Consider the following 24466-nt stretch of genomic DNA (forward strand, 5'->3'; position numbering starts at 1 on the left):
GCAAGAAAAAATTAGCACTTTGAGTAAAAAAGTGCTAATTCTATTTTTAGACCTACTTTTTCTTGTCTGAGTCCAGAAAGTAAATTAGAGTTTGTAATTCCGTTGCCAAATCAACGTTCTGGATTCTAATACCACTTGGAGCAGACAAACGAATTGGCGTGAAATTCATAATTCCTCGAATACCGGCTTCAACCATATCATCAGCTGTCTTTTGTGCTGTCGTGGAAGGAACAGTCAAAATTGCAATAGAAATCTGTTGGTCACTAAGCTGTTTTTTTAGTTCACTCATGTCATAAACAGGCACGCCACTGAGAATCTTGCCTGTAATTTTATCATCTATATCAAAAGCACATGAAATACGAATATTGTTTGTACGTTTGAAATTATAGTTTAATAACGCATGGCCTAAATTACCAACGCCAACCAGGGCAACATTTGTTAAGGTATCTTGATTTAAAATCTTTTTAAAAAAGGAAAGCAAACTTTTTACATCATAACCATAACCACGTTTTCCCAATGCACCAAAGTATGAAAAATCACGTCTGATTGAAGCACTATCTACTTGAACAGCCTCAGATAATTCAGTTGAGGATACCTTTTCTTTACCAGCCTCATTTAAAATTATCAGGTAGCGGTAATATAGCGGCAATCTTTTAGCCGTAGCCGTGGGTATTTTGATTTTTTCCATTTAAAAAGCCTCCAACTTGATTAAGAATATATTTTGTTTTGTGAATTTTTCAGCAATTACTACTATTTTATCTATAAATTTGCGCCATTTGCAAACATTTTTTTCACAATCTATCAAATTTTAGCATAATAGTAACAGGTTTGATAATAGAAATTTAATTTTTTACTCTTTTAATTAAAAAATGCTTCTTTTTTACATTTATTTCCTATATTTATCAATCAAACTCTCCCACAAGAATTTTGCTACGTATGCTAAAATGGTTTCTAGGTGAAAAATTATGATAATTGCTCAAGGGCACGATTTAAAAAAACAATTCGGTGCTAACACATTATTTAAAAATGTCAACTTTTCTATTGACTCAAATGCAAGAATAGGTCTCATTGGACCAAATGGTGTCGGTAAAACGACTCTGCTTAAAATTATGACCGGCGAAGAAGAAGCCACACATGGTGACTTTACCATCAATAAAAATATAGATGTCGGCTATATTGCTCAAGAAAATGATTTAAATGAAAATAAAACTATTTGGGATGAAATGTTGTCTGTTTTTACCCCTTTAATTAATATGGGTAAAAAGATAAGGGATTTACAAGAAGAAATGTCTGCAAATCCGCAAAAAAAGGATCTGCTAAAACAATATGACCAATTGCAATACAGCTTCGAACAACAGGGAGGATACACCTACCAGGCCGATATCAAGAGTGTTTTAAATGGCTTTAATTTTCCTGAAGCAACTTGGACTAAAAAGGTTGGCAGCCTTTCCGGTGGAGAAAAAACACGGCTCTCTTTTGTCAAGTTATTATTACGCAAACCCCCGTTATTATTACTTGATGAACCTACCAACTATCTTGATTTAGACACATTAGACTGGCTTGAAAATTACCTTAAAAACTATTCTGGTGCCATTTTGGTAGTTTCTCACGACCAATATTTTTTGGATAATTTAGCAACGCAGATTTTTGAATTACAATTTGGCAAATTAACTGTGTTTAAAGGAAATTATTCTGCCTACGTCGCTGAACGTCAATTACGTGACCGCCAACAAGAAGAAGCATACGAAAAGCAGCAAGAAAAAATCAAAAAAGACGAAGAATTTATTCAAAAAAATATCGTCAGAGCTAAAACTACCAAGAGAGCACAAAGTCGGCGCAAGCAATTGGAGAAAATGGATAGGATTACTCCCCCAAAGCACAAAAATAAAGTGCGCATAAATTTCCAAAGCGAAAGGCCTTCAGGTAAAGAAGTATTAATTTTGCGTGATTTAACAATTGGCTACCCCACAAAAACAATGGTTCACGATATTTCTCTGCAAATAAATAAGGGCGATCGCGTGGCCGTTATTGGTCAAAATGGTATTGGTAAATCAACTTTACTTAAAACCGTGATGAAGGAGTTAAAACCGAAAAAAGGTTCAATCAAATATGGAGCTTCGTTAGACATCGGCTACTATGATCAAGAACTGCAAGGACTTGATCCAACTAAAACAGTAATCGATACAGTTTGGGACCGGCACAAAACAATGCCTGAAAAAGATGTGCGGTCGATTTTAGCCAGTTTCTTGTTTACCGCAAAAGATATTGATAAAACTGTCGGTCAACTTTCTGGTGGTCAAAAAGCGCGATTAACCCTAACAGTTTTGTCGCTTGAGCATAATAATTTTTTATTGATGGATGAACCCACAAACCACTTGGATCTCGAAGCCAAGGAGGTTTTAGAACAGGCACTACAGAGCTATGATGGTACTTTACTTTTCGTTTCTCACGACCGCTATTTCATCAATCAGTTAGCAAACAAGATTGTAGAAATTAAAAACGGTGTTGCTCAAGTATATGAAGGTGATTATAGTTATTATCTAGATGAAAAAAGCAAGCAAAATATTGTTTTAGAGAACGAGTCGGCAGAAAACGATACGGCAGCAAAAGTAGACGAAAATAAAAACAAGCTTTCTTATCAAGAGCAAAAGTTGCGCGATTCACAAAAGCGCAAATTACAAAGAGAAGTTGAAAATACCGAAAATAAAATTGACAAGCTTGAAAAGGGACAAAAAGATATTCAATCTCAAATGGCTGATCCTGCAATTGCCACTAATTTTGACAAATTAGGTCCATTGCAAGAACAGCTCACTGAGGTGCAAAAACAATTGGACGATGCAAATGTTGCTTGGGAAAAAGCACTGACTGAACTGGATAGCTTTGACTAAAATAATATATTAAGTAAGCACAATAAAAATAGGAATAAATTAGCTTTCTTATCTGATGTTTCTATATTCTAACTTGCAGAAAATACCTCGCTAACTATTAATAAAATTTTCTTTTTATTTATAAATACGTAATAATTATCAGACGCAAAAAAGATCGTTATACTGTTGCTTTTAAAATTGTAGTTGTTTAAACTTAAAGATAATAATTTTACTGGCTCTATCAAAAATAAATTGAGAGGTACACATGGAAAAATTACGCACTGCTCTTTAATTATTAATTAATTAAGGAGGGATAAAAATGAAATATATAGCTGACAAAAATATCGCTATGGAACAACTTATAAATTTATACACAAGCGTAGGTTGGAGTTACTATACGCAAAATCCTCGGCAGCTGCAAAATGCAGTTGTAAATTCGCTTTTTGCTATTGGCGCTTATGATCAAAACCAGTTAGTGGGATTAATCAGAGTAGTTGGTGATGGTCTGACCATCATTTATATCCAAGATTTACTTGTTAATCCTGCTTATCAAAGACAAGGAATTGGTACGAAATTAATAAACAGCGTGCTAAAGAAATACAATTCTGTCAGACAGAAAGTTTTGTTGACAGAAAATACCGTTAAAACGCGCAGGTTTTATGAGAGTTGTAATTTTAATCCGTGTGACAAATACAACTTGATTGCTTTCTACAAAGATTTTTAAGAAACATAAAGAGTCTGGGAAAAAACTATCTTTTCCCAGGCTCTTTTGAGTAAGCATAATTTAAATAAACAAATGAACGATCTAAAGTCATGATAACACTAAATTAGAAGTAAAAATATTAATTTAAGAAATATAAAATTTTATTTTTTATATTTTATATGACTGGACAGTAAAATCAAAATAGCAATTATTAAAATTGAACAGCACAGTGTTAAAATCCCTGTCGTATAGTTCAACTGCATATTTTGATAATTCATTCCTAAATTGCCAGATACTATGTCAACTGCGTTCAAGTATGTCATTGGCAACCAGGCGCAAATCTTACGCAGCGGATCAACTATCATAGTTGCAATGTTGAGCCCTGGGACAAGTAAAATAGCGATAAGTAATGCTGGTAATTTATCACGAAAAATTCGGGCAAGGAACTGAACTAAGACAACATCGAAGATCAAGGTAAGTGCCTGCAATACAATTACTTTGATAATAAAGCTGCCAGTAGTTACACATTTAATAAGGGGACCACTAACTGTATATTGAACTACGATATAAGGGAAGGATAAACTACCAGTACCAGAAATAAGGGAAGCTACAATAAATAATACTAAGTTAATCCCTAAAAAACTACCAAGAGTCAGGACTATTCCTGCTATGGTATTCGAAATCATTAAATTATTTTTTTCAAGCGGTAATAACTGCGCCGTATCTAACTTTTGATGGTAAGAATCAGTTAAAAACAAAGTTAATAAAAACAGAGCAACAAGAGTAAATACGTAAGGCAAATATTGCTGATTTAATTGCAGTAAGAATTGCCAGCCTGTTACTGGCATATCCTGACTTTCATAAGGCAAAGGCTCATGGCGTAAGTAGTTAAAGAATTGCAGTTTTTTCTCTACATTTGTCCTTGAATTAAGGCCTGTTGAATCTTGGCCATTTGATATAATAGTTCGTTCTTGCTTTTTTTGTTGCCACATAATCGTGTAGGCTTTGCGCCAGTTGCCTTTATTTGCCGCTTTTTGAACTTGTTTATCTTGCTTAACTGCATCTTGGTTTTGCTTAATAGCAGCTTTAGTATCATGGTAAACTTCAGTTTTTGATTTTTGTTTATCATGTTTAAGTAATCTTTGCTGCCGGTTAATTTCTTTTTGGCGGTAAGCAATCTCTGATTTAGCCCCCGCCTGCAAGGAAAATTGGGGATTAGTACGAATATTCATGAATAAGACAATACCCATTAACAAGAGCAAAATTGCTAAGCAAACTGGGGTTAGCTTATTCTTAAATACTTTTTTAAGCTGAAAAGCCAAATAGGACATTATGCCAATCTCCCATTTCTATGTGCAATAGTTGTAATGCGATCAATTAAAAGTACCAGCAAGAATAATAATATAGAACTTAGTATTAAGGTAAGCACACCATTTGAAAAGTTAATCGCGGAATTATCCATTGCATAGGCTGTTTGGTTTGATACAACATTTAAAGCTCCTAAATAAGTACCAGGAAGCCACTGCGCAATCTTCTCCAACGGAATGATAAAAATTGTAATAAAATGACCGCCTAATAAAAGCAATAGCGAAACTAACAGAGTCGGTAACTGGTTATGAAAGATTTTAGCAGCCAGTTGCACAAACAAAACCATAAATATGAAATTTAAGAGCTGCAGTATAGTTGCTTGGGGCAACAATTTGGCGGTCGGAACAATTCCTGGCACCAAGTGGTCGCTAACCAGATGGTGAATGATGTAAGGATAGTCACTGCGACCAGTACCAAAAATGCTCGCTGCTCCACCGAAAACTAATAAGTTTAGTAAAAGAAAAATAAAGCTGACAACTGCCAACCCAACAATATTATTAGTCAGGGTACTTTGCAAGCGATTAATTGGCAAGACAGTCGAAATGTCAAGACCATTTTTATAAGAACCAGTAAATAAATAAGTCAAAACAAAAATCATTACTAAACTAAATAAGACAGGCAAATAGTTTTCATTCAAATCTAATAGAAACTGTATTCCAGTGACTGCGCTATCGCTTTCATAAGGCATAGGGTGAGCTATGAGATACTTTAAACGCAGTATTACACTTTTATGTCTATCTTTTTCATCCGAACTTAGATCAGTCAATTTGCCTTTTTGTTCCCTTTTTAATTTGGTCTCATAAACTTGCTTCCAGTGATTGTGATTAATATCATCAACAAAGGTTTGATCTTTTTTTAATTCCTTTTCAGTTTGTTTGATATCTTTTTCAGTGGCCTTGTATGATTTTCCTTGCGGTGAATATCGTTTGAGCGCTTGACGATCCGCTTGTAAGGCTTCCTTTTTCATGGCAATCTGACCTTGAGCATCTCCTTTTAAAGAACCAGTACCACTGAGCTGCGTAGACTTCATGTATAGTAAGCAAAAAGAAATTAATAATAAAATAACCAGTGAAATAATTGATAGATTGTGTTTAGTAACTTTTTTTAGTTGCAATGAAAAATATGAGATCATTAGTCTACCTCGTGCATCATTTGTTTGTGTAAAACAAGCCGGTGTAAGTTATTCACTTTAATCTCGCTGCTATAGTGAGACGTTAGAATAATACATTTATTACGCTGAGTCACCTCATCATTTAGTCTTTCATAAAGAACTGTGCGACTTTCTTCATCAAGACCGTTAGTGATCTCGTCCATCAAGTAATATTCAGCGTCACTAACTAAGTACATGGCCACAATCAATTTTTGCTTCATTCCCAGCGAATACTTTTTAATCGGGACTTTGACATACTCACGTACACCCAGCAAATCAAGTTCTTGATCAAGGTCGACATTAGAATGCCATTGGCTTTTCACGAATTTTAAGTAATCAAGGCTAGTTAAATTGGCGTTCAACCATTCATTGCTTTCAAAGAAAAAAAGCTTACGCTTATTTTGGGCATATGGTTTTCCGTCTAATAAGACTTTACCAGAAGAAGCTGGAATTAGATCCGTAACAGCACGCAAGAAACTTGTTTTACCAGAACCGTTCTCTGCAGCAATTTGATAAAATTGACCGGGTGCAAATTGATAAGAAAAATCATGCAGGATTGGCTGCCTGGTTTTGAGTGATAGGTTTTGTACAGTTAGCATCATAGTCTCCTCTTTTGAGTGGTGAATTAAGTTGAAATGATAGAATACTATATCAGGATATCATTTAATTATATCAATTTCATTGTTTTCTGATTAATAGTTCATCTTTATAAAATTCATAATCAAAATGATTAGCAAATTTTGAATTTCTTGAACTTATTTTTTTGATTTCCTATACCTGTTTGACTTTATTATAATCTGGTAGGAAAACTAAATTAAAAAATGTCATATATGATTTTTGAAATGACTAAATTAACTAAACAAGATAAAATTCAAATCTTTTTCAGAGTTTTGATAATAGGCTTCATTAATTAGTTGATTGAACTTCTGCTTCTTCTCAATCAAAGGAGTGATCACGCTCATTTAGTAATTGATACATAAATTTAATGTTTAAAATGGTTGACCTTAAAACATATAATGATAAAAAAAGGTCTAGGAAAATGCTAACCCCCTTAACTTAATAAAACTAAAAGCCGACAAATCACTAAAAAAAGTGGTTTGCCGGCTCTTTTAGTAAGATCACTGACCTACTTTTCCCCCAGTCTCCTTTATTGCAACATTTCGGATGCGTAAGGTAATTCTAAAGATGGATCAGCATCCAAAGTAAGATCAGCGAATTTTCCTTCTTGGTACAAGTTATAGGCCGCAGCACCAATCATTGCAGCATTATCTCCACACAACTTTAACTCTGGCAAAATGACTTTCGGTTGTAAATTCCGAGGCAGGTTTGCTATTTCATGGTTCATTCTTTCACGTAAACCATGGTTAGCGGCAACCCCTCCACCCATAATAAAGGTTTGAGGCTGATACTGCTTAATCGCCCTAATAGTTTTAGTAGCCAAGACATCTATCACTGCAGCTTGGAAACTAGCAGCTAAATCATATTTATTCAGGTCTTGATGAATTTGTTCAGCATGATGATAGGTATTAATAAAAGCACTCTTTAAACCAGAAAAAGAAAAATCATAATCATCTTCTTTAATCATTGCCCGCGGAAAATCAAAGGTATCCTTTCCCTTCTGAGCCCATTCATCAATAGTTTTACCAGCGGGGTAATTAACACCGAGTACTCTTCCAATCTTGTCATAAGCTTCTCCAGCCGCGTCATCCCTAGTATCGCCAACTATTTCAAAGTGGGTTGAATCTTTTAACAATACAATCTCTGTATGACCTCCAGAAACTTGCAAAGCAAGAGCCGGATAAGAGATTTCTTCCTTTAACTGAGCTGCCATAATGTGACCCATGATATGATCAACGCCAATTAAAGGAATACCCGTAGCCATTGAAGCAGCTTTTGCCGCGCTAACACCAATTAAAAGGGCACCTACCAAACCAGGTCCATAGGTTACCGCAATTGCATCAATATCTTTCCAAGCTATGTGTGCTTCTTTCAGTGCTTCATTGGTTATTTGTGTAATAACTTCAATATGATGACGACTAGCAACCTCAGGAACAACACCCCCAAAACGTTGATGGCTTTTAATTTGAGTAGCTACTATCAAACTTTCCACTTCCCTGCCATTTTTTACAACAGATGTCGAAGTCTCATCACACGAACTTTCAAAAGCCAAAATACGGATGTCTTTTTTGTTTACCAATTTATTTTCCTTTCTTTTAGTCACTTGTCAATTTAAGCACCATGTTAAAAGCATCTTGATGCGAACTCTGGTAATAATTAGGCCACACAAAACTTACTGTAAAACCTAACTTGCAATACAAATTTTGAGCAGTCAAGTTATCAACTCTTACTTCTAGACTAAGTTCTTTACAGTTTTTATTTTTAGCAATTTCAATCACTTTTTTGATTAAATAAGTACCTATACCATTTTTTTGCCAGGCCGAATCAACCATCAGATTAGTAATATGTGCACTACTAACGTCAAAATGCACACCAATTAAGCCAATGACACACTGAGTTTGCAATACAACTAAATACAGTGAATCATTTCTACTTATTTCAGTATGAAAAGCCATTGAATTCCACGGTTGTTTCCCCTGATAAAGACTTTGCTCCAGCAACAATATTGCAGAAATATCTTTAACTTGGGCTTGCCTGATACTCAGACTAGATTGATTCACAATGATCTTTTCTGGGACAAACTTAATAAACTTTTTTTCTTTTGCTAAAAGCCAAAAAGACCCAAAATGCTTAAACTTCTTCCACATAATTACTATCTGGTTTATAGGCTTCCCCTGTCTTTTTATGCCAGTCAATTTCAGCTTGCGTGCGACGCAAATAATTCGGCAATAATTGATCAGGGTCATCAGGTTTAGCATTCAGAGCCAGCTTACCTATTAAACCAGCATGAACAACATTCTGTTTTTCCGTGCCAAAACTGAAGGGAATATTTGTCTTTCTTATAGCGTCTTCCTGCTTTTCAAAGCCAGTCCCAACATAAATCACTTTTTCCAAATTGTTAGCTGCATAATACTCTGATATTGCACTTAAAAGAGTATCAATGTGATAGTGACCATCGGGAACCACGCAGACAGGTACATTACCATTTTCCTTATTTATATAAGCACCAGCAAAATAATTATTATTGCGAGCATCTATACCTGCTACTATTAACGTTGCTTGTTCATTGCAACTGGAAGCTAAAGCCTGCAAAGTAGATACACCAACTACATCCTTATTTAATATGCTGGCAAATACCTTAGCAGTAGTCACACCTATTCGCAAACCTGTATATGAACCTGGTCCTATCGCAACGGCAAAGCGATCAATTTCAGCTAATTCCAGATTATGTTCTTTTAAAATTTGGTCAATTAAAGGATCTAGATGTGCACTATGATTGCGGGCATCATACTCATTTTTTTCCGCAATAATTCTACTGTCGTCATTTAAAGCCACACTAAGATTTTTTGTCGCAGTGGACATACTCAAAATTTTCATTCTAAAATTTTTATTCTCTTTTCGAAAATTACCTTTTGATTTTAACGCGTGAAATGGCGTTTAAAACAAAGTAACTAATAATCATCTCTAACCACGGCGTAATCGCTTCTTTAGGTATTCGTTGAATAAGGACAACGCGAAAGTCCATCCCGTATAAAAGGTGCACCCATAAAGTATTTAGCCCAATATTAACAACAACTGTCACTAATAGAGTTGCAAGAATTATCCGCCATATTTTAACTGGCTTTTGATAAAAAACCAAGCCATAAATAAAGGGACCTATCATTGCACTCAATGTAAAGCCAAGGAAAAACCCTCCTTGATTGCCAAATAGAGCTGATGAAACCAAATCACTAATTCCACCACCAATGCTGCCCCATACTGGTCCAAACAAATAACCTAGCATTACACTGCCTATAAATCCGAGGCTAACATGCACAATTATTGTTCCAACTGTAAAACGACTAAGAATAATTTTCATTGCCACGATAATTCCTAAAAGGACAAGATCACGCAATTCGACCTTAAGCATCTCTTTAATAGTCATTTTCAGCACTTTCTTTCTTCAGTTAATTTTTGTGAGAACACAAAAAATAATTATATTATAATTTGCGCCAAGTTAGTTCACAAACGGCTTTATCATTTTTGTCCTCATCCGCAATTGTGTGATATGATTTAACACCATTCTCATCATTGATTACACTAACGCGCGAATATGGTGTCTCCCCGTACCGCACTTCAAGGTTAAATTTAATATCAATAGTCTTGACAATATGATTTTTCAAAAAGTCACGATCCAAAGTATCAATAAACCAATTAAAATAGTGGCCATTGGTCATATGATGGTTTGTATCTAAATCATCATAACGTACCCGATATTGTCTCTCATTTTGATATTCATCCTGAACTCGCAGTCTAGGGAAACGAGGTAATTTTTTTAGAAGTGGAACGCCAATTTCAGCCATCATTTTCTTATCTGTCGACACCAGTTTACGAGTCTGTAAATCAAATAAAACCCATTCGCTCTTAGCAGTTATCAGGTCATTGCCATTTTGATCTGTAAAAGCATAATTTCTATATTCTAAAAAACGGTTATAGCCGAATGGTTCGGTTGTGAGCGTAATTTCTTCATTTGGTCTGGGCAGACGTGCCACTTCAATATGGTATTGCGTTACAACCCAACCTAATCCTCTTTTAGTTAACGCACTTGTACTGCCATTGCCTGAGTCCAATTGATGCTCTGAAACGCTCATCATTAAGTCAATCATTGCAGGCAATTTCAAATTTTTATTTTCATCACACTCATAATAATTTACTATATGTTTTTCACTATACTTCATACTTTCACCTACTTTTGATGGTAACGTTCATATAGCTCATTTTTTGAAACATTATTTTCTTGAGCTACTGTCTTAATCGCCGATTTTTTACTTTCTCCCTTGTCAACCAACCGGTTCACCGCTTTAATTAATTCGGCCCACGACAATTGCGTTTCTTGAGCGGCATTAGGAGAAATTAAAACAACGAATTCACCTCTAGGAGCATTTTGTTCAAAATAATCGGTAACCTCACTGATTGTACCACGAATAAATTCTTCGTGAATTTTAGTAAGCTCTCTGGCAACAACAATTTTACGCTCAGAATTCAGTATTTCAGATAAATTATTCAGAGTTTTTGTCAATCTGTGCGGCGCTTCATAAAAAATAGAAGTAGCATGTGCTTTTTTCATTTGCTCAAAAAAAGGCTGTTGTTCACTTTTTTTACGAGGTAAAAAGCCATAATATGTAAAAGGTTGGGCGTCAAAGCCGGAAGCAATTAAGGCAGTAGCAAATGCCGAGGCACCAGGCAGAGGAACTACGGGAATATCATTTTTAATACATTCTTGCACTAAAATGTATCCCGGATCTGAAATGACAGGCATCCCCGCATCACTAATTTCAGCAATAACCGCACCATCTTTCATTAGCTTAATTAATTCAGGTGCCCTTTCTTTTGAATTATATTTGTGAAAGGAAAGCATATGATTATGAACCCCAATTTTTTCAAGCAGAATTCCACTTGTTCTAGTATCTTCAGCAGCAATATAATCAGCTTCCTGTAAAATTCTTTTTGCTCTAAGGGTAATGTCTTCAAGGTTACCAATAGGAGTTGGCACTAAATAAAGTTTGCCGCTGTCTTGGCCATAACTACTTTGCCTTTGCATTTAATCAATCCTTTAATGTTTTTTCTTTTTCTCGCCAAAATTATCAAGAATATCCAAACAAAACATGCAGTCAGTATTAGGATCACGGTGAGAGCCATAGTACATATTGCAAATATGGTAACCTGAGCTGTAAATTTGCCGTAAAGATTCAAGACCACTCTGAGTTTTAACGGTGCTATTATGGGCACTATTCATTTTGTCCATTTTTTCACGCAGCAATTGATTCTCTACTTTTAATTCAGTATTTTCTTTTAATGTTTCCAAAATACTATTTTCCAAACTTTCGATTGTTTTGGTCATGCTAACCATCGAATCATGAAGTTGCTCTAACTTTGAATAAGAATCCACCATGAACACCTACCGCTTCCATTGTAAAGCAAGAAAATCGAGTAAATTGCGAAAACTAACATTGCTGTATTGCATTTTGTCAATTTCAAGCAAATACTTTAGCATCCTTGCCCCGTTTTTTTGATTATTGCTTTTTAATTCTGCTTGAGCCCATTTTTTAAGTAAAAAGAGAACATAATTTTGCTCATTTTTGCTTTTTGCCATTTCTGCTAACTGATGTGCACTCACAAGTGAAAGTGAGTTATGCTCAAGCATTTCTTGGTAAAAATATTTGGTTTCTTTATCTAATTTAGCTGTATCTTCCAGTGAGTCAACTTCACTCGGACTAAAACCATTTGCCAGTAATTCTTCACTCTTGTCATGTTTTTTTTGATTGAGCGTGAAATTAATAATTTGAGTACGTGAGCGAATAGTTGGCAAAATTTGATCGGTATTATTTGTGATTAAAATAGTAACAACAGGAGCAATAGGTTCTTCTAATAAATTAAGTAAAGCATTAGCAGCAGGCAAAGTTAACTTCTGCGCTTCATTAATAAAAAAGAAACGTACACTGCTTTGAACCGGACTTTTGGCTAGTTCTTCCTTCAAAACACGGACTTGATCAATTCCCAAATTTTGCTTGCCTTCAGGCTCTACCATTAGTACATCAGGGTGATTGCCTGAAATAATTTGCCTGCAATTCTGACACGTACCATCTGGTTTTTCATTACCACTACAATTAAAGAGACAAGCTAACCAATATGCTGTATTTAATGCCTGAACTTCATTAGCATCAACAAATAAGTAGCTATGAGCCAATTTTTTTTGCTCAAAAGCTTGACCTAAAAGTTCAGACTGTTTCTTGCCTCTTTTACTAATATCGACCGACATCAGAATTGCTTGAATTCTTCAACAGGCAAAACAAAACAAGTGGCTCCCCCAACCGTAATTTTTACTGGTTGGCTACTCATTTCAAAACCTGTCATCACCAAATTAGGGTTCATATATTCTTCACGGGATTTAGACTCTTCCTTAATGATGCGCAAAACCTGCTTGACATGTTTATCATCTATACCGATAAGAAAAGTAGTATTACCCTCACTTAAAAATCCTCCGGTCGTAGCAAGCTTAGTCGCACGAATGCTTTCCTTGACAAAGGTACGCTGCAGCCTATTAGCATCTTCTTTTTGAACAATTGCAACTATTAACTTCATTTTAATCAGTCCTTTAATAAATCTGCTGGTAATTGGTTTGCAATTATTTTAACACAATCTTCTACTACTAAATTAAAGGGTTTATTTGCATCAACTACCTTTATTCTTTCAGGATGAGCCTTAATTACTTCTTGATAACCCTGATAAACTTTTTGATGAAAATTTAATTTTTCCTGTTCCAAACGATCTTCTTGACCGGCTCTTTCTTTAGCAATTCTGTTCAATCCAACTTGGGGTTTAACATCCAGAAAAATAGTTAGATCGGGTTCAACTTTACTTGTAGCAAAATCATTAATCTGTTTTACTGCAGCAATACCTAATTCTCGTCCTGCACCTTGATAGGCCAATGAACTATCAACAAAACGATCTGAAAAAACTATTTTCCCTGCTTTAAGTGCGGGTATAACCGTTTCAAACATATGCTGACTACGAGAAGCCGCATAAAGTAAAGCTTCAGTTTTCGCAGACATTTCTTCATTAACTGGGTCTAAAATTAATTGGCGGATTTTCTCAGCAATTTTTGATCCCCCTGGCTCCCGAGTCACTAGATATTGTGTCTTAAGTCTAGGCGCAATTTCTGCCACAACTTGCTTTAAAACTGTACTTTTTCCAGATCCATCCGGTCCTTCAAAACTGATAAAATAACTCTTCATAAAACTCTCCATGTTTCTATTTTACAAGAGTTCTCTTTATATGAACACCCCAACGTACTTTTAATTTTTTATCAAAATAAAAAGCCCTTTTGGAAAAGGACTTTACTCTGAAATTGCATTGGTAAAACCACTAAATCTTGTATGACGATGTCGTGCTTCATCATATAAAAATGAATACTTGGCTCTTAAAATTTTACCTGTTACTACATTATCTTCAGACATATCAAGCGTTGTCGGATCAAGATTTTTTTGAACAGCAATCTGTTCCTGTAAGTTTTCAATAGTGGTCATGAGCCACTCATCACCCATATTTTTAATTTTGTTACGTGCCATTAGATTGAAGTTCTCCCTTGTACTGCTCGTTTCAAAGTAATTGAATTAGCGTATTCAATATCACTCCCAACGGCCAAACCTGCAGCTAGCCTGGTTACTTTAATACCGGACGGCTTGATCAGCTTACTGATATACATAGCCGTTGATTCTCCTTCTGGAGTTGAATTTAATGCCAAAATAACCTCTTTTACGCGATCCTGCTTTTGCAGACGAACTATTAATGACTTAATATTAATTTCTTCTGGGCCAATACCATCCATTGGTGATAAAACCCCGTGCAAAACGTGATATAGCCCATTATATTCACCCATATCTTCAAAAGCCATCACATCTTTAGGCTGCTCAACTACCATAATTGTCGATTGATCACGTTCAGGATTACTGCATATAGTACACGGATCTTTTTCTGTAATGTTGCCGCAAATAGAGCAACGGTGAAGTTTTTCTTTCACCTCGGCCAACGCAGTACTAAAACTATGAACATCTTCATCCGGCATATCTAAAGTATAAAATGCAAGCCTTGTAGCTGTTTTTTCACCAATACCAGGTAATTTCATGTAAGAATCAATTAAATGCGCAATTGGTGCTGGATACTGCAATTAAATCATGCCCTTCGTATACTTGCCTAAACTTTGCTGGGTAGCTTGGTCTATTTCTGCTAATCCTTTATTAACCGCATCAATAATCAAATCTTGCAACATGTCAGGATCGTCAGGGTCAATCGTATCTTTATCAATAGTAATATTTTTCAATTTGCGATCTCCGCTAAAAGTAGCTACAACCAAGTCATCTGCTGACTTGCCTACAAATTCCTGTGCAGTAATATTTTGTTGTTCTTGAGCCATCTGCTCCTGCAACTTCTTAGCCTGCTTCATCATTTGTTGCATATTCATGCCGCCCATAGCCCCAAAATTAGGTCTTTTACTCATATTAATTTCTCCTTTAAATTTTAGTCTTTAACATTTACTGTGTCACCAAATAACTCTTTAGCTTTTTCTACAACCTGGTTGCTTGACTCGTGTTGTTCAGGTCCTGAATCTGATTGTTTTTGCTTGTTAAGCAGTTCTTTACCATGCTTTTGCAAAAATTCTGTCCGCACAGTAGACCAGTCTTCATCAGGTACCAGCACTATTTCATAGCTATGCTTAGTAAATTTAGCAATTTCATCTGTCAATACAATTAATAAATTACCATCTTCGCTGGCTTTTTCAAACCAAAGAGTATATTTGCATTTCATTACTACCTGATCTGAACTAGCTGCAACAGGTTCTAGCACATCTAGCAAAGCTCGTTGCGATACGCCTAAAACTGATTGCAGATCAGGCCAAACATTTTTGATAGCCACAAGATCATCCTTAGTGGCATTTTCTAAGACATGATAAACTTGTTTCCGATTTTGTTCATTAGCCTTTTTTCTACTTCTAATTGTTTTTCTAGGTTTGGAAGCAGTTTTTGCTTTGGAATTTTTACTTTTATTTTCATCGATTCGATCAGAAACTGCACTATCAAGATGAAAAATCTTATCGCTATTTTGAGTTTGCTTTTTGCTTAAACTAGAAACTTTTTTAGTTAAGTTTGAAACCTGCTTTTTTAATGCCTCTAATTCACTAGTCAAATCAGTATTTGCATTCCTTTGACTTTCTGAACTAGCCAAAACATTTTCAGAATCTACTTTGCTATTTTGTTTGCCAGCACATTCAACTAAAAAGACTTCTAGTGGAATCTGTTGCTGATTAGTATAGCGTAAATCATTTAATGCAGTATTCGCTGATGCAATCACTTGAAAATAACGGTTAGAATTTACATCTTGTATTTTTTTTATAAAGTCATCGTTCAAAAAGTTTTTCTGACTATTATCTTTAGTTTTGACAACCATTAACGCATTAGTCGCCATTTCAATGAGCTCATCTAAAATGTTTTTTGAGCTGGCACCATTTTCAAGTTCTGTCTGCGCCAAAGACAATGCTTCAGTTGTATCATTATTTAAAATTGCTAATAAAATCTGTTCGATCTTTTCTTTATCAGCAAAACCTGTTATTTCCAGAGCTGCATCATATTCAACTTTATTTTTATCAAAACTTAAAAGCTGATCTAAAATGCTTAAGGCATCCCTCATACCACCATCAGCTACCTGAGCAATTACGGCTAAGGCTTTTTCATCATAATTGATTTTTTCTTGCTCAAGTATATACTTCATTCTTTTTTCAAGGTCAGCTTGGGTTATACGTTTAAAATTATAACGCTGAGTCCTTGATATGATAGTTGCTGGCACTTTTTGCAATTCCGTAGTGGCCAGAATGAAAACAACATGCTCTGGCGGTTCTTCTAATGTTTTAAGTAAAGCATTAAAAGCACCCATAGACAACATGTGGACCTCATCTATGATATAAACTTTATATTTGCCCTGAGTTGGGGCATACTTAACTTTATCTCTAATATCACGTATTTCATCAACGCCATTGTTAGAAGCCGCATCGATCTCCATAATGTCTGCCATTGCACCCTTGTCGGCTGCAAGACAATTGGCGCACTTATTACAGGGCTCTCCATCTTGCAACTTGTTGCAATTCAATGCCTTAGCCAAAATTTTTGCACAGGAAGTTTTTCCAGTTCCCCGTGGACCAGCAAACAAAAAGGCATGGGAGATTGTACCTCGCTTAATTGCATTTTTCAAAGTATCCGTAATATCATCTTGACCAACCACACTATCGAAAGTGCGGGGTCTCCATTTGCGGTATAACGCTTGATAAGCCATTGATCAGTCTTCCCTAGTAAAAAACTCTTAACTCTTTCGCAAGAGTTAAGAGTTTGTAATTGTCTAATAAAAGGCACATGCCCGAGCAACCTTAGTGCTGCTACCTTCCGGTCCTGACACGCTTTGGAGGTCAAACATTGCCCATAAGATATATTAACGTATTTTAAGGTATTTTTCCACTAATTTGCGAAATTTTTGCCGGAGTCTTTTGCTGCTTTTTGTTTTTGTCTAATATCTTTAAAAAAGTTTTTTAGCATCTGGCTTGACTCTTCACGGTATAGTCCCCGAATAACGTTAGGGTGATGATTAAACTTTTCGATATCAAAAAGGTTAACCACGCTACCAGCTGCACCAGCTTTAGGGTCAAGTGCTCCAAAATACAAACTTTTAAGGCGAGAGTTAATAATCGCACCTGCACACATGGGACAGGGTTCTAGGGTGACAAAAAGACTACAGTCTATTAAACGCCAAGTACCAAGATTATTGCAAGCTTCCCTGATAGCAATCATTTCAGCATGTTGAGTCGCGTCTTGGTCCAATTCGCGCCGATTAAAGCCTTCCCCGATAACTTGCCCATCAGGAGCTACCACAATCGCACCAATTGGAACTTCTCCTAAATCTTGGGCTTTTTTTGCTTGCTGAAAAGCTAATTGCATAAAGTCTTTTTTTTCTGCACTTGAAAATGGCATTAATTATTCACCGCCTGCAAAACATAGTAACCTTTATCTCTTTTTAAAATGGTACAATTGCCAAAAGTTTTTGTTAATAATTTACGGGCACTCGGCTCACCCTGTTTTTTCTGAATTACTACTAGTAAAACCCCATCACTTACCAAATGATTTTTCGCACCAGACAGAATATTGGAAACAACTTTTTTACCAGCTCGAATCGGTGGATTAGTCAGAATTAAGCCATATTTCTTTGCTGATGAAATATTGCTATAAATATCAGAGGAAAAAATAGCAACATTATCTATATGGTTAAGCTCAGCATTCTTTTTTGCTAGATCTAATCCACGCTGGTTAACGTCTATCATTTCTACTGTTTGCTTTGGCCAAAATTTAGCCGCAAAAAGACCAATTGGCCCATATCCGGTGCCAACATCTAAAATATTGTTTTGAGGAAAATCAACATCAAGCATTTTCTTAATTAAAACACCTGAACCATAATCCACGCGTAATTTCGAAAAAACTCCGGCATCAGTGGTAAATTTGAGATCAATGCCGTTAACTTGATAGTCAATTATATGCTCATCATGCTGAGAAGTGGGGTTCTCAGTAAAATACATTTGGTTTTGTTTTTCAGTCATAATTCGCTCATTTCTAAAACCTTATCCAGATAATTTTAGCGGACATCTAAATTTTTGCAAATATAAAAAAACTAATTATGTTTAAAAGATGTTTTTCAACATAATTAGTTTCTTGGTTTTAGTAAATACCGTAAAGCATGCGAAACTTCACATAGTTTTTATATTTTTTAAATTTATCTATTTTAAAGAATATATAATGATAGCCGTAACTGGGATCATTTATCTCAACATCACCAAAACGAACTGTATCCATAAAATCAGCTACGGTATCTTTCATAGTATCAGAGGTATCAATCTTCCAATTCTGATAAAAGTGTTTTTGCTTTTTAGATGCAAGAAAATCTGTTTCGTTACCCTTTTTTAATTTAAAACCACCTTTTGGATCAATAAAGTCTTTATAAAAAGCTTTAAGTAAAATGTTAGGAGTTAATTTAATTCTTTTGACCTTGATATTCTGCTTTTTCTTAAAAGCTATGCCATGAATTATTGCATTATCCCTAGTTTTATAGTGCATGATGAAGTTACCTTTTGAAAAGTCTGCACTAACCGCGTGAGCCTTTAATTGTTTAAATCTCGGATAATATGAAGATTTAACTGGTTTCATATTTTTAGTGTATTTGGTATATCCACTATGATCGGTGACAACATAGCCATTCATATGAATCCAAGGATTCTTAGCATAGGCTTTTTTAGAGGCCTTTTTTTGTAATTTATAGCAGTAATCATACTTTTTAGGATGTTTTTTTGGAATTAGATGCTTAAGGCTATGAAAATTGTATTCATTATAGGAAGCCTTTATTTCAGAACTTTTTGCAGTAAACGGCAAGGCTAGACAGACTAACCCTATAGTTATGTAAGCCAAAATTTTGGCAGGTTTAAGATGTTTCATTTTTACCTCAAAGGACGTTTAATATTATTGAAATTATAGTTGCTAAATTTTTTGGCTAATTTTTTAGTTTCGAAGTAAACTTTTTCTGTATCTTCACCTGACCCTAGTAAGGCATAGTATTTTTTATCTTTTACTTTGAAAGAATGTAAAGATAGAAAACGATAGTCTGAAATTTCACCTAATTTTGTAAGAGGAGACGTCTCTACAATCCATTCTCTATTACTCCGCTTTACCCAATAGCCAGCATAATTATTTGTGTAGCCTTTATTATTTTTACCAACCCATTTCAATGGCATTTGCCAAGGATATTTATTTTTGCCCTTAATTTTGCCTATAACCCACAGCGGATTATAAACACCTTTACTGTGGACATAGTTATCATAAGTACTTTTAGCAACTAGCCCATGAGCATATAAACGCATCGTATAAAAATCATTTTTGTTATTATATTTATACCACTGTCCTCGCCATTTTTTTGGAACTTGAAATTTTTTTACAAATCCATATTTATTTCCAGTAGCCGCCTTAGCAACATGAATAGAATCCGCTTCTACCAGATTACCGCCAAAAATTCCAATTAAGGTAAGACTTAGCAAAAATTTATTACTAAATTTAGCAAGTAATTTTAAAAAAATTTTCAATGTATACCCCCGATAAATTCATGGTTTGCTTTAATTATGTTTAGGCGCCTTTTGAATTAAGCCTTTGATAGCTGCAGGATTAACACCATCAAACATGCCTTTAGCATCACTTACATTACTAATATCCCATCCAGTTAAGTTGAGCTCAGTTAAACCGCTGTCACCAAAGAACATATTTTTTGTAGTAACATCATCTTCATGTTCCAAAGCGTATAAATCCCAACTACTTAGATCTAATTTTTCTAATTTAGGATCATTAGCAAACATACTGTCAAAATCAGTACATTGCCCAGCGTATACTTTTTCTAGTCCCGAAATATCTTGCAAATTAGCAAAGTTAGCAAAAAGGTAATCCGAAGAATTTTCACTCAAAGAAACATTTGTATCTATACTAATGTGTTCTACTTCACTAATTTTTAAGCTATTTCCCTTGTTTAGCTTAGCTCCATTTATCTTATCCGCAATACTCTCATCATAATTACCAAGAGTATTGTTTTCGCCATATGCAGAAATGTGTACGGTCCTAGTTGCTGGAGAATATGTTAAGTTACAATCACCAAATTCACCCACTTTATATAATTTATTTGATGAAGAATCGTCTTCTACGGGCTTACTAGTAGAACTATTGTTATCTTTAGAATTTGAAACATTGTTTGGTAACTTAGACTTTATATATTTAGCATTTGCAGCGACAATGTATAAACCACTGCCTATTCTGTAATATTTACGATGTTTAATATATTTTGTGCCATAAACTTTTACTCGTTTACCCTTTTTGTAAGCTTTTAATTCTAAGCGGTGACCTTTTTTATTATAGATATATGCCTTCTTTGTCAACTTAGCTTTTTTTGCTGAAGCTGCTTGAACAGTCTGAATGCTTTGTGACTGCTTTGGTAAAATAGTTAAGGCAGTTCCCCCAAGCAGCCCTAAAATTGTCGCATTTATTATTAATTTTCTACTCAATTGATGCTTTTTATTATAATTAGAATTCATTTTTAAAGTTCTCCTTCATCTAAAATTATATTAACTAGTTGCACTTTAAATTCTATTTCTTAAGTGTTAATTAATCAACATAAATTACATTATAATTTTATAATTTTTTAAGAACAATTTATTTTGGTATATACAAAAATAAATATATAAGTTAAGCATATTTTTATCAAAAATTTTCGTACTAAGCCTGTACTACATTAATCAAAAAAACACTAAACTAATAAATAGTCTAGTGCTAAAAATTCATTTTAAGCATTCTGAAAAAAATAGCTTAAATTTTTTCTATGACATTTGATGAACCTTTTGAGTTTTTGTTACTGGAAATACACGTTTAGCATAATAGTATGGGCGGAAATTGGCATTCCATACTGTTACGCCAGCATTAGGCCAAGAATGTAAGACTTTATTATTGCCTAAATAAATCCCTACGTGATAACAAGTTGGCTTTGGTTGACCATAAAAAATTAAATCCCCCCGCTTTAATTTATTAAGGCTAACCGTTTGCAAAGTCGGACTTTGAACAAATGAACGACAGCCCCATTCATGAGTAGCATGCCATCTCGGGTTAGCAGGAGAGGGATCAATTCCTGTTGCATACATACATTGCATTACTAAACCAGAACAATCTACAGAGGTTCCTGGTTTTTTAGTAGTAAAATCAACCCAAGCTGTACCAGCATTCTTATATTGGTAACCACGCTTGATAAAAGCATTAACATAATCATTTCTGGTAGAAGCATAGTTTAAGCTTTTATCAAGTGGACTGGTATAGAAACCCTTGAGATGCAAACTCTTCATATGTAATTGGCGATACCTTTTTGGTATTTGATAACGCCTAACAGTATTTATAGTAATTTTGTTACTCTTAGCTGCTGTAGCATCTTTTGTTTTAGGAGCATAAAGTCTCCAGGTTGAATGTTTGTGATGATACCAAGATGAAGGATAAGTTATTTTAAAGGTTCCCTCTTTATTTGTTGAAAACTTTTGAACATTAACGTATTTTTTGCCGTTCCATTTTTGCAAACTGACTGATCTTTTTTCATGGCTATTTAATGCTACTTGATCAGTAATTTTATCGCCCGCTGTCCATTTAAATCTTGTATGTAATTTGTTAAATTTGGTTTTAATTTTTTCAGGTGCTTTAGGCTCTTCTGTGGGTTTATTTGAATTTTCAATACCGCTTGTGTTACCAGATTGACTAGATTCGTCAGCGTTATTTGTCTCATTGGTATTATTAGTTAACTGACTATCTTGATTATTTTGTGATTCATCAGTTACTGGTGATGCACTAGTTTGTGCACTAACAACTGAAGTAGTTCCAAAATTTGCAATTAGAGTAATAGCAGCAATGCCCAAAAATAATTGCTTTTTATATTTCATATTCTTTCCTCTTTTTTTAAAAAATAAGATACAAAATAATAATATCATAAAACTATTATTAGAGCGTTAAAACATTTTAATAGCTCAGCGCTCTGTACCCATCTCGACTCCAATAGCTGATGAAGTCAGCACTATTAATTTGAGCTTTGGTCCCTGTCCACGGATCATTGTAGTACAGTTGTTGATTATGATATCCAGTCAAAGTAAGTGCATGGTTCGAAAAACCATCTATGCCGTTAACCCAGACAACTACTAAGTGAGAGTGTAGCAATTTATTTTTAATTGCACTTAACCTACAACTAGTCATAATTTTAGCCTTACCCAGATATCTTTTAACAACGCCCTTTAGCCCACCGGGTGCTACCCAATAACCTGCAGGATAAGCTTTGTAAGGAGAACCGATAAAACCTTTGTTGGGATTATTGCTGCGAGGAGTTTCATTGGCAATTTTTAATTTAGACACTTTTTTACCAGCAAAATTAATCATCATTGTAGCTGCCGTCATTTCGCACCCGGTTGGTAATTCTGGTCTTTGACAAATACATTTGGCATAGTTTTTTATGCCCTTGACTACACCCTTTTTAATCCAATAATAGGCTTTCTTGGTAGATACTGATTTCTCACTTCTTTTACCGTTAGTCATATAGTAGCTGTAGGTAGATTTATGTGGTGTCTTTCTTAGTCCACTTAGTAAAACACCGTGCTTATTAAACAAATAATGGTATTTTTTTATTTTTACAAGTCCTTTGACTTTTTTGTTATTTTTGTAAAAATATTTTTTCTTTCCCCTTTTGATCCAACCCTGTTTAATTTTGGGTTTTACCTGTGGAGTCTTTTTATTTTGCTCTTTTTTCGGCGTTTCATTATCATTAGTCTGCTTATTTTGGTCACTATTACTATCTACGGTTTTATTATCATTTGCACTAGAACCAGCATTATCATTATTTTTGTTATCAGATTTGTTTTTATCATTAGTATTATTATTTTGAGCATTAACTGTAGTATCTTCAGAATAGCCACTGGAGTCCGCTTTTACGGTATTTGCTGCCTGAGTCTCAAACAATGAAATAATAAATACTAGCCAAAAAATATATCTTTTTTTCATTATATTTACCTTTAATAATATGAGTTATATTGCGGATATATTCAGTTTGTTGGACATATTAGAACTATTAATTAAACAACTTATTAGAACAATACTAATTCATTGCCACTAGATAGCTTTTAAAAATACGTCTTTAATATATAACGCCAACTGAAGAAAAAATCTGGCCACTCTTTTTATCTGCTAACGCACCAAGACCAATTGTTTTATCGTTAGGAGCAAGCAAAATATCTCGATGTCCCCAATTAGACTGCGCATCATTATAAATATATTCATAAAGCATGTTATCAGCAACCAAAGCACTGCTTGCAGTATTTTTAGCATTAATCAGCTCGTTATTTGAACGATCTATGGTTGCACCCCAGGGAAACATTGCTAGACATTCAGCAGTAGTTTTACGCACGATACCTGCTTTATTGAAAAAATCATTCAAAATAAAATTACCGGCAGAATCATTATGGGAAAAATTATCAGGCAATAATTTGGTTCTTTCCTGTACAACTTCATCTAAACGAGAATCTTCTGTTACTGTATTTAACCCCCGTTTTGTTCTTTCATTATTTAATTCTTTTAAGAATTCCTGTCTAAATTCACTGATTGAAAAATCAGCAATTGAGGAATTATTTTGAGCAGATTGTGTTGTGCCTGTATTAGCTGAACTTGCTGGTTTATTAGTATCTACTGGATTGGCAGAATTGCCTGGATTAGATTGAGTAGGTTGATTTACAGGCTGTTTTTGTGGCTTTTTAACCTTTGACTTAATATTTGCAACATCTTTTACCAGAACAAATCTATTTTTAGTTACAAGATAGAATTTTTTCCCTTTTATTTTCTTAGCTTTTTTAACAACTGTTAGCTTCTTGCCCTTTTTTAAAATCTTTTTCTTTAACTTCTTGCCTTTTTTATTATAGTAATAGGTGCTTTTTTTGACTTTTACCCTTTTAACAGCTGGTGCTTTCAAAACCACACTGCTGGAAACTTTCTTAGCTTCTGTGGTCGTTGAGCCAAAAGACAGACCGCTTGCCATGCTTGTAAAAGTTAATAGTACTGCGACAGTTTTACGATAATTAAATTTTTTCAT

General features: G+C 34.6%; 28 protein-coding genes and 1 other RNA gene. 2 read left to right on the forward strand and 27 right to left on the reverse strand.

Going from position 1 to position 24466, the window contains the following annotated elements; all coding sequences use genetic code 11:
- Positions 1-52 precede the first annotated feature (52 nt).
- Positions 53-688: a redox-sensing transcriptional repressor Rex gene (locus DKL58_RS06530; protein ID WP_045928377.1), complete on the reverse strand. Its 636-nt coding sequence runs from the start codon at positions 686-688 to the stop codon at positions 53-55.
- Between the two features lie 277 nt (positions 689-965).
- On the opposite strand from DKL58_RS06530, the gene DKL58_RS06535 reads away from it, so the two are divergent.
- Positions 966-2888 (forward strand): ABC-F family ATP-binding cassette domain-containing protein, encoded by a 1923-nt coding sequence (locus DKL58_RS06535; protein WP_109586535.1) that lies wholly within the window; start codon positions 966-968, stop codon positions 2886-2888.
- Between the two features lie 298 nt (positions 2889-3186).
- A complete protein-coding gene (locus DKL58_RS06540) occupies positions 3187-3591 on the forward strand; it encodes a GNAT family N-acetyltransferase (RefSeq protein ID WP_109586536.1) in 405 nt (134 codons plus the stop codon).
- Between the two features lie 140 nt (positions 3592-3731).
- Here the strand turns inward: DKL58_RS06540 and DKL58_RS06545 are convergent, their stop codons facing one another.
- The 26 genes from DKL58_RS06545 to DKL58_RS06670 form a co-directional block, all read right to left on the reverse strand.
- A complete protein-coding gene (locus DKL58_RS06545; RefSeq protein ID WP_109586537.1) occupies positions 3732-4901 on the reverse strand; it encodes a hypothetical protein in 1170 nt (389 codons plus the stop codon).
- Positions 4901-6070: a hypothetical protein gene (locus DKL58_RS06550; RefSeq protein ID WP_109586538.1), complete on the reverse strand. Its 1170-nt coding sequence runs from the start codon at positions 6068-6070 to the stop codon at positions 4901-4903. Before DKL58_RS06550 ends, DKL58_RS06545 begins: the two co-directional genes overlap by 1 nt.
- Complete coding sequence (locus DKL58_RS06555; RefSeq protein WP_239386360.1) at positions 6070-6690, reverse strand: ABC transporter ATP-binding protein; 621 nt, start codon at positions 6688-6690, stop codon at positions 6070-6072. The genes DKL58_RS06550 and DKL58_RS06555 overlap by 1 nt, the downstream gene beginning before the upstream one ends.
- A gap of 545 nt (positions 6691-7235) precedes the next feature.
- The gene (gene tsaD, locus DKL58_RS06560) at positions 7236-8285 is read right to left on the reverse strand and encodes a tRNA (adenosine(37)-N6)-threonylcarbamoyltransferase complex transferase subunit TsaD (protein ID WP_109587018.1); all 1050 of its coding nucleotides are present in this window, start codon (positions 8283-8285) and stop codon (positions 7236-7238) included.
- Between the two features lie 16 nt (positions 8286-8301).
- Positions 8302-8853: a ribosomal protein S18-alanine N-acetyltransferase gene (gene rimI / locus DKL58_RS06565; protein WP_162542340.1), complete on the reverse strand. Its 552-nt coding sequence runs from the start codon at positions 8851-8853 to the stop codon at positions 8302-8304.
- Positions 8837-9583 (reverse strand): tRNA (adenosine(37)-N6)-threonylcarbamoyltransferase complex dimerization subunit type 1 TsaB, encoded by a 747-nt coding sequence (gene tsaB, locus DKL58_RS06570; RefSeq protein ID WP_109586540.1) that lies wholly within the window; start codon positions 9581-9583, stop codon positions 8837-8839. Before tsaB ends, rimI begins: the two co-directional genes overlap by 17 nt.
- A 28-nt stretch (positions 9584-9611) precedes the next feature.
- The gene (locus DKL58_RS06575; RefSeq protein ID WP_109586541.1) at positions 9612-10130 is read right to left on the reverse strand and encodes a folate family ECF transporter S component; all 519 of its coding nucleotides are present in this window, start codon (positions 10128-10130) and stop codon (positions 9612-9614) included.
- A gap of 55 nt (positions 10131-10185) precedes the next feature.
- Positions 10186-10923 (reverse strand): acyl-[acyl-carrier-protein] thioesterase, encoded by a 738-nt coding sequence (locus DKL58_RS06580; RefSeq protein WP_109586542.1) that lies wholly within the window; start codon positions 10921-10923, stop codon positions 10186-10188.
- 8 nt (positions 10924-10931) lie between these two features.
- Positions 10932-11786, reverse strand: coding sequence for a 16S rRNA (cytidine(1402)-2'-O)-methyltransferase (rsmI, locus tag DKL58_RS06585; protein ID WP_109586543.1), 855 nt, complete (start codon positions 11784-11786; stop codon positions 10932-10934).
- Between the two features lie 12 nt (positions 11787-11798).
- On the reverse strand, positions 11799-12134 hold the full coding sequence (gene yabA / locus DKL58_RS06590; protein WP_109587019.1) for a DNA replication initiation control protein YabA: 336 nt from the start codon (positions 12132-12134) through the stop codon (positions 11799-11801).
- Positions 12135-12143: 9 nt separating this feature from the next.
- Positions 12144-13004: a DNA polymerase III subunit delta gene (locus tag DKL58_RS06595; RefSeq protein WP_109586544.1), complete on the reverse strand. Its 861-nt coding sequence runs from the start codon at positions 13002-13004 to the stop codon at positions 12144-12146.
- Complete coding sequence (locus tag DKL58_RS06600; protein WP_046332402.1) at positions 13004-13327, reverse strand: cyclic-di-AMP receptor; 324 nt, start codon at positions 13325-13327, stop codon at positions 13004-13006. Before DKL58_RS06600 ends, DKL58_RS06595 begins: the two co-directional genes overlap by 1 nt.
- Positions 13328-13332: 5 nt before the next feature.
- Entirely contained in the window at positions 13333-13980 is a 648-nt protein-coding gene (gene tmk / locus DKL58_RS06605; protein WP_109586545.1) for a dTMP kinase, read from the reverse strand.
- A 102-nt stretch (positions 13981-14082) separates the two neighbouring features.
- Complete coding sequence (locus tag DKL58_RS06610) at positions 14083-14313, reverse strand: YaaL family protein (RefSeq protein WP_045928390.1); 231 nt, start codon at positions 14311-14313, stop codon at positions 14083-14085.
- Entirely contained in the window at positions 14313-14912 is a 600-nt protein-coding gene (gene recR, locus DKL58_RS06615) for a recombination mediator RecR (RefSeq protein WP_109586546.1), read from the reverse strand. Before recR ends, DKL58_RS06610 begins: the two co-directional genes overlap by 1 nt.
- Positions 14913-15242 carry a YbaB/EbfC family nucleoid-associated protein gene (locus tag DKL58_RS06620; RefSeq protein ID WP_045928391.1) on the reverse strand — a complete coding sequence of 110 codons (330 nt, stop codon included), beginning with the start codon at positions 15240-15242 and terminating at the stop codon, positions 14913-14915.
- 20 nt (positions 15243-15262) lie between these two features.
- On the reverse strand, positions 15263-17068 hold the full coding sequence (gene dnaX / locus DKL58_RS06625) for a DNA polymerase III subunit gamma/tau (RefSeq protein ID WP_109586547.1): 1806 nt from the start codon (positions 17066-17068) through the stop codon (positions 15263-15265).
- A 57-nt stretch (positions 17069-17125) separates the two neighbouring features.
- Positions 17126-17219: signal recognition particle sRNA small type (ffs, locus tag DKL58_RS06630), an RNA gene on the reverse strand.
- Between the two features lie 28 nt (positions 17220-17247).
- Positions 17248-17757, reverse strand: a complete 510-nt coding sequence (gene tadA, locus DKL58_RS06635; RefSeq protein WP_109586548.1) for a tRNA adenosine(34) deaminase TadA — start codon at positions 17755-17757, stop codon at positions 17248-17250.
- Entirely contained in the window at positions 17757-18377 is a 621-nt protein-coding gene (locus tag DKL58_RS06640) for a class I SAM-dependent methyltransferase (RefSeq protein WP_045928394.1), read from the reverse strand. Before DKL58_RS06640 ends, tadA begins: the two co-directional genes overlap by 1 nt.
- 118 nt (positions 18378-18495) lie before the next feature.
- On the reverse strand, positions 18496-19266 hold the full coding sequence (locus DKL58_RS06645; RefSeq protein WP_109586549.1) for a hypothetical protein: 771 nt from the start codon (positions 19264-19266) through the stop codon (positions 18496-18498).
- A 2-nt stretch (positions 19267-19268) separates the two neighbouring features.
- On the reverse strand, positions 19269-19907 hold the full coding sequence (locus tag DKL58_RS06650) for a hypothetical protein (RefSeq protein WP_109586550.1): 639 nt from the start codon (positions 19905-19907) through the stop codon (positions 19269-19271).
- A 30-nt stretch (positions 19908-19937) separates the two neighbouring features.
- Positions 19938-20900 (reverse strand): SLAP domain-containing protein, encoded by a 963-nt coding sequence (locus DKL58_RS06655; protein WP_109586551.1) that lies wholly within the window; start codon positions 20898-20900, stop codon positions 19938-19940.
- 282 nt (positions 20901-21182) lie between these two features.
- A complete protein-coding gene (locus DKL58_RS06660; protein ID WP_162542341.1) occupies positions 21183-22280 on the reverse strand; it encodes a C40 family peptidase in 1098 nt (365 codons plus the stop codon).
- A gap of 76 nt (positions 22281-22356) precedes the next feature.
- Complete coding sequence (locus DKL58_RS09615) at positions 22357-23385, reverse strand: C39 family peptidase (protein WP_239386361.1); 1029 nt, start codon at positions 23383-23385, stop codon at positions 22357-22359.
- 133 nt (positions 23386-23518) lie between these two features.
- Entirely contained in the window at positions 23519-24466 is a 948-nt protein-coding gene (locus DKL58_RS06670) for an SLAP domain-containing protein (protein WP_109586553.1), read from the reverse strand.

Source organism: Lactobacillus kullabergensis (genome assembly GCF_003151025.1).
In the GTDB taxonomy this organism is placed as follows: domain Bacteria; phylum Bacillota; class Bacilli; order Lactobacillales; family Lactobacillaceae; genus Lactobacillus; species Lactobacillus kullabergensis.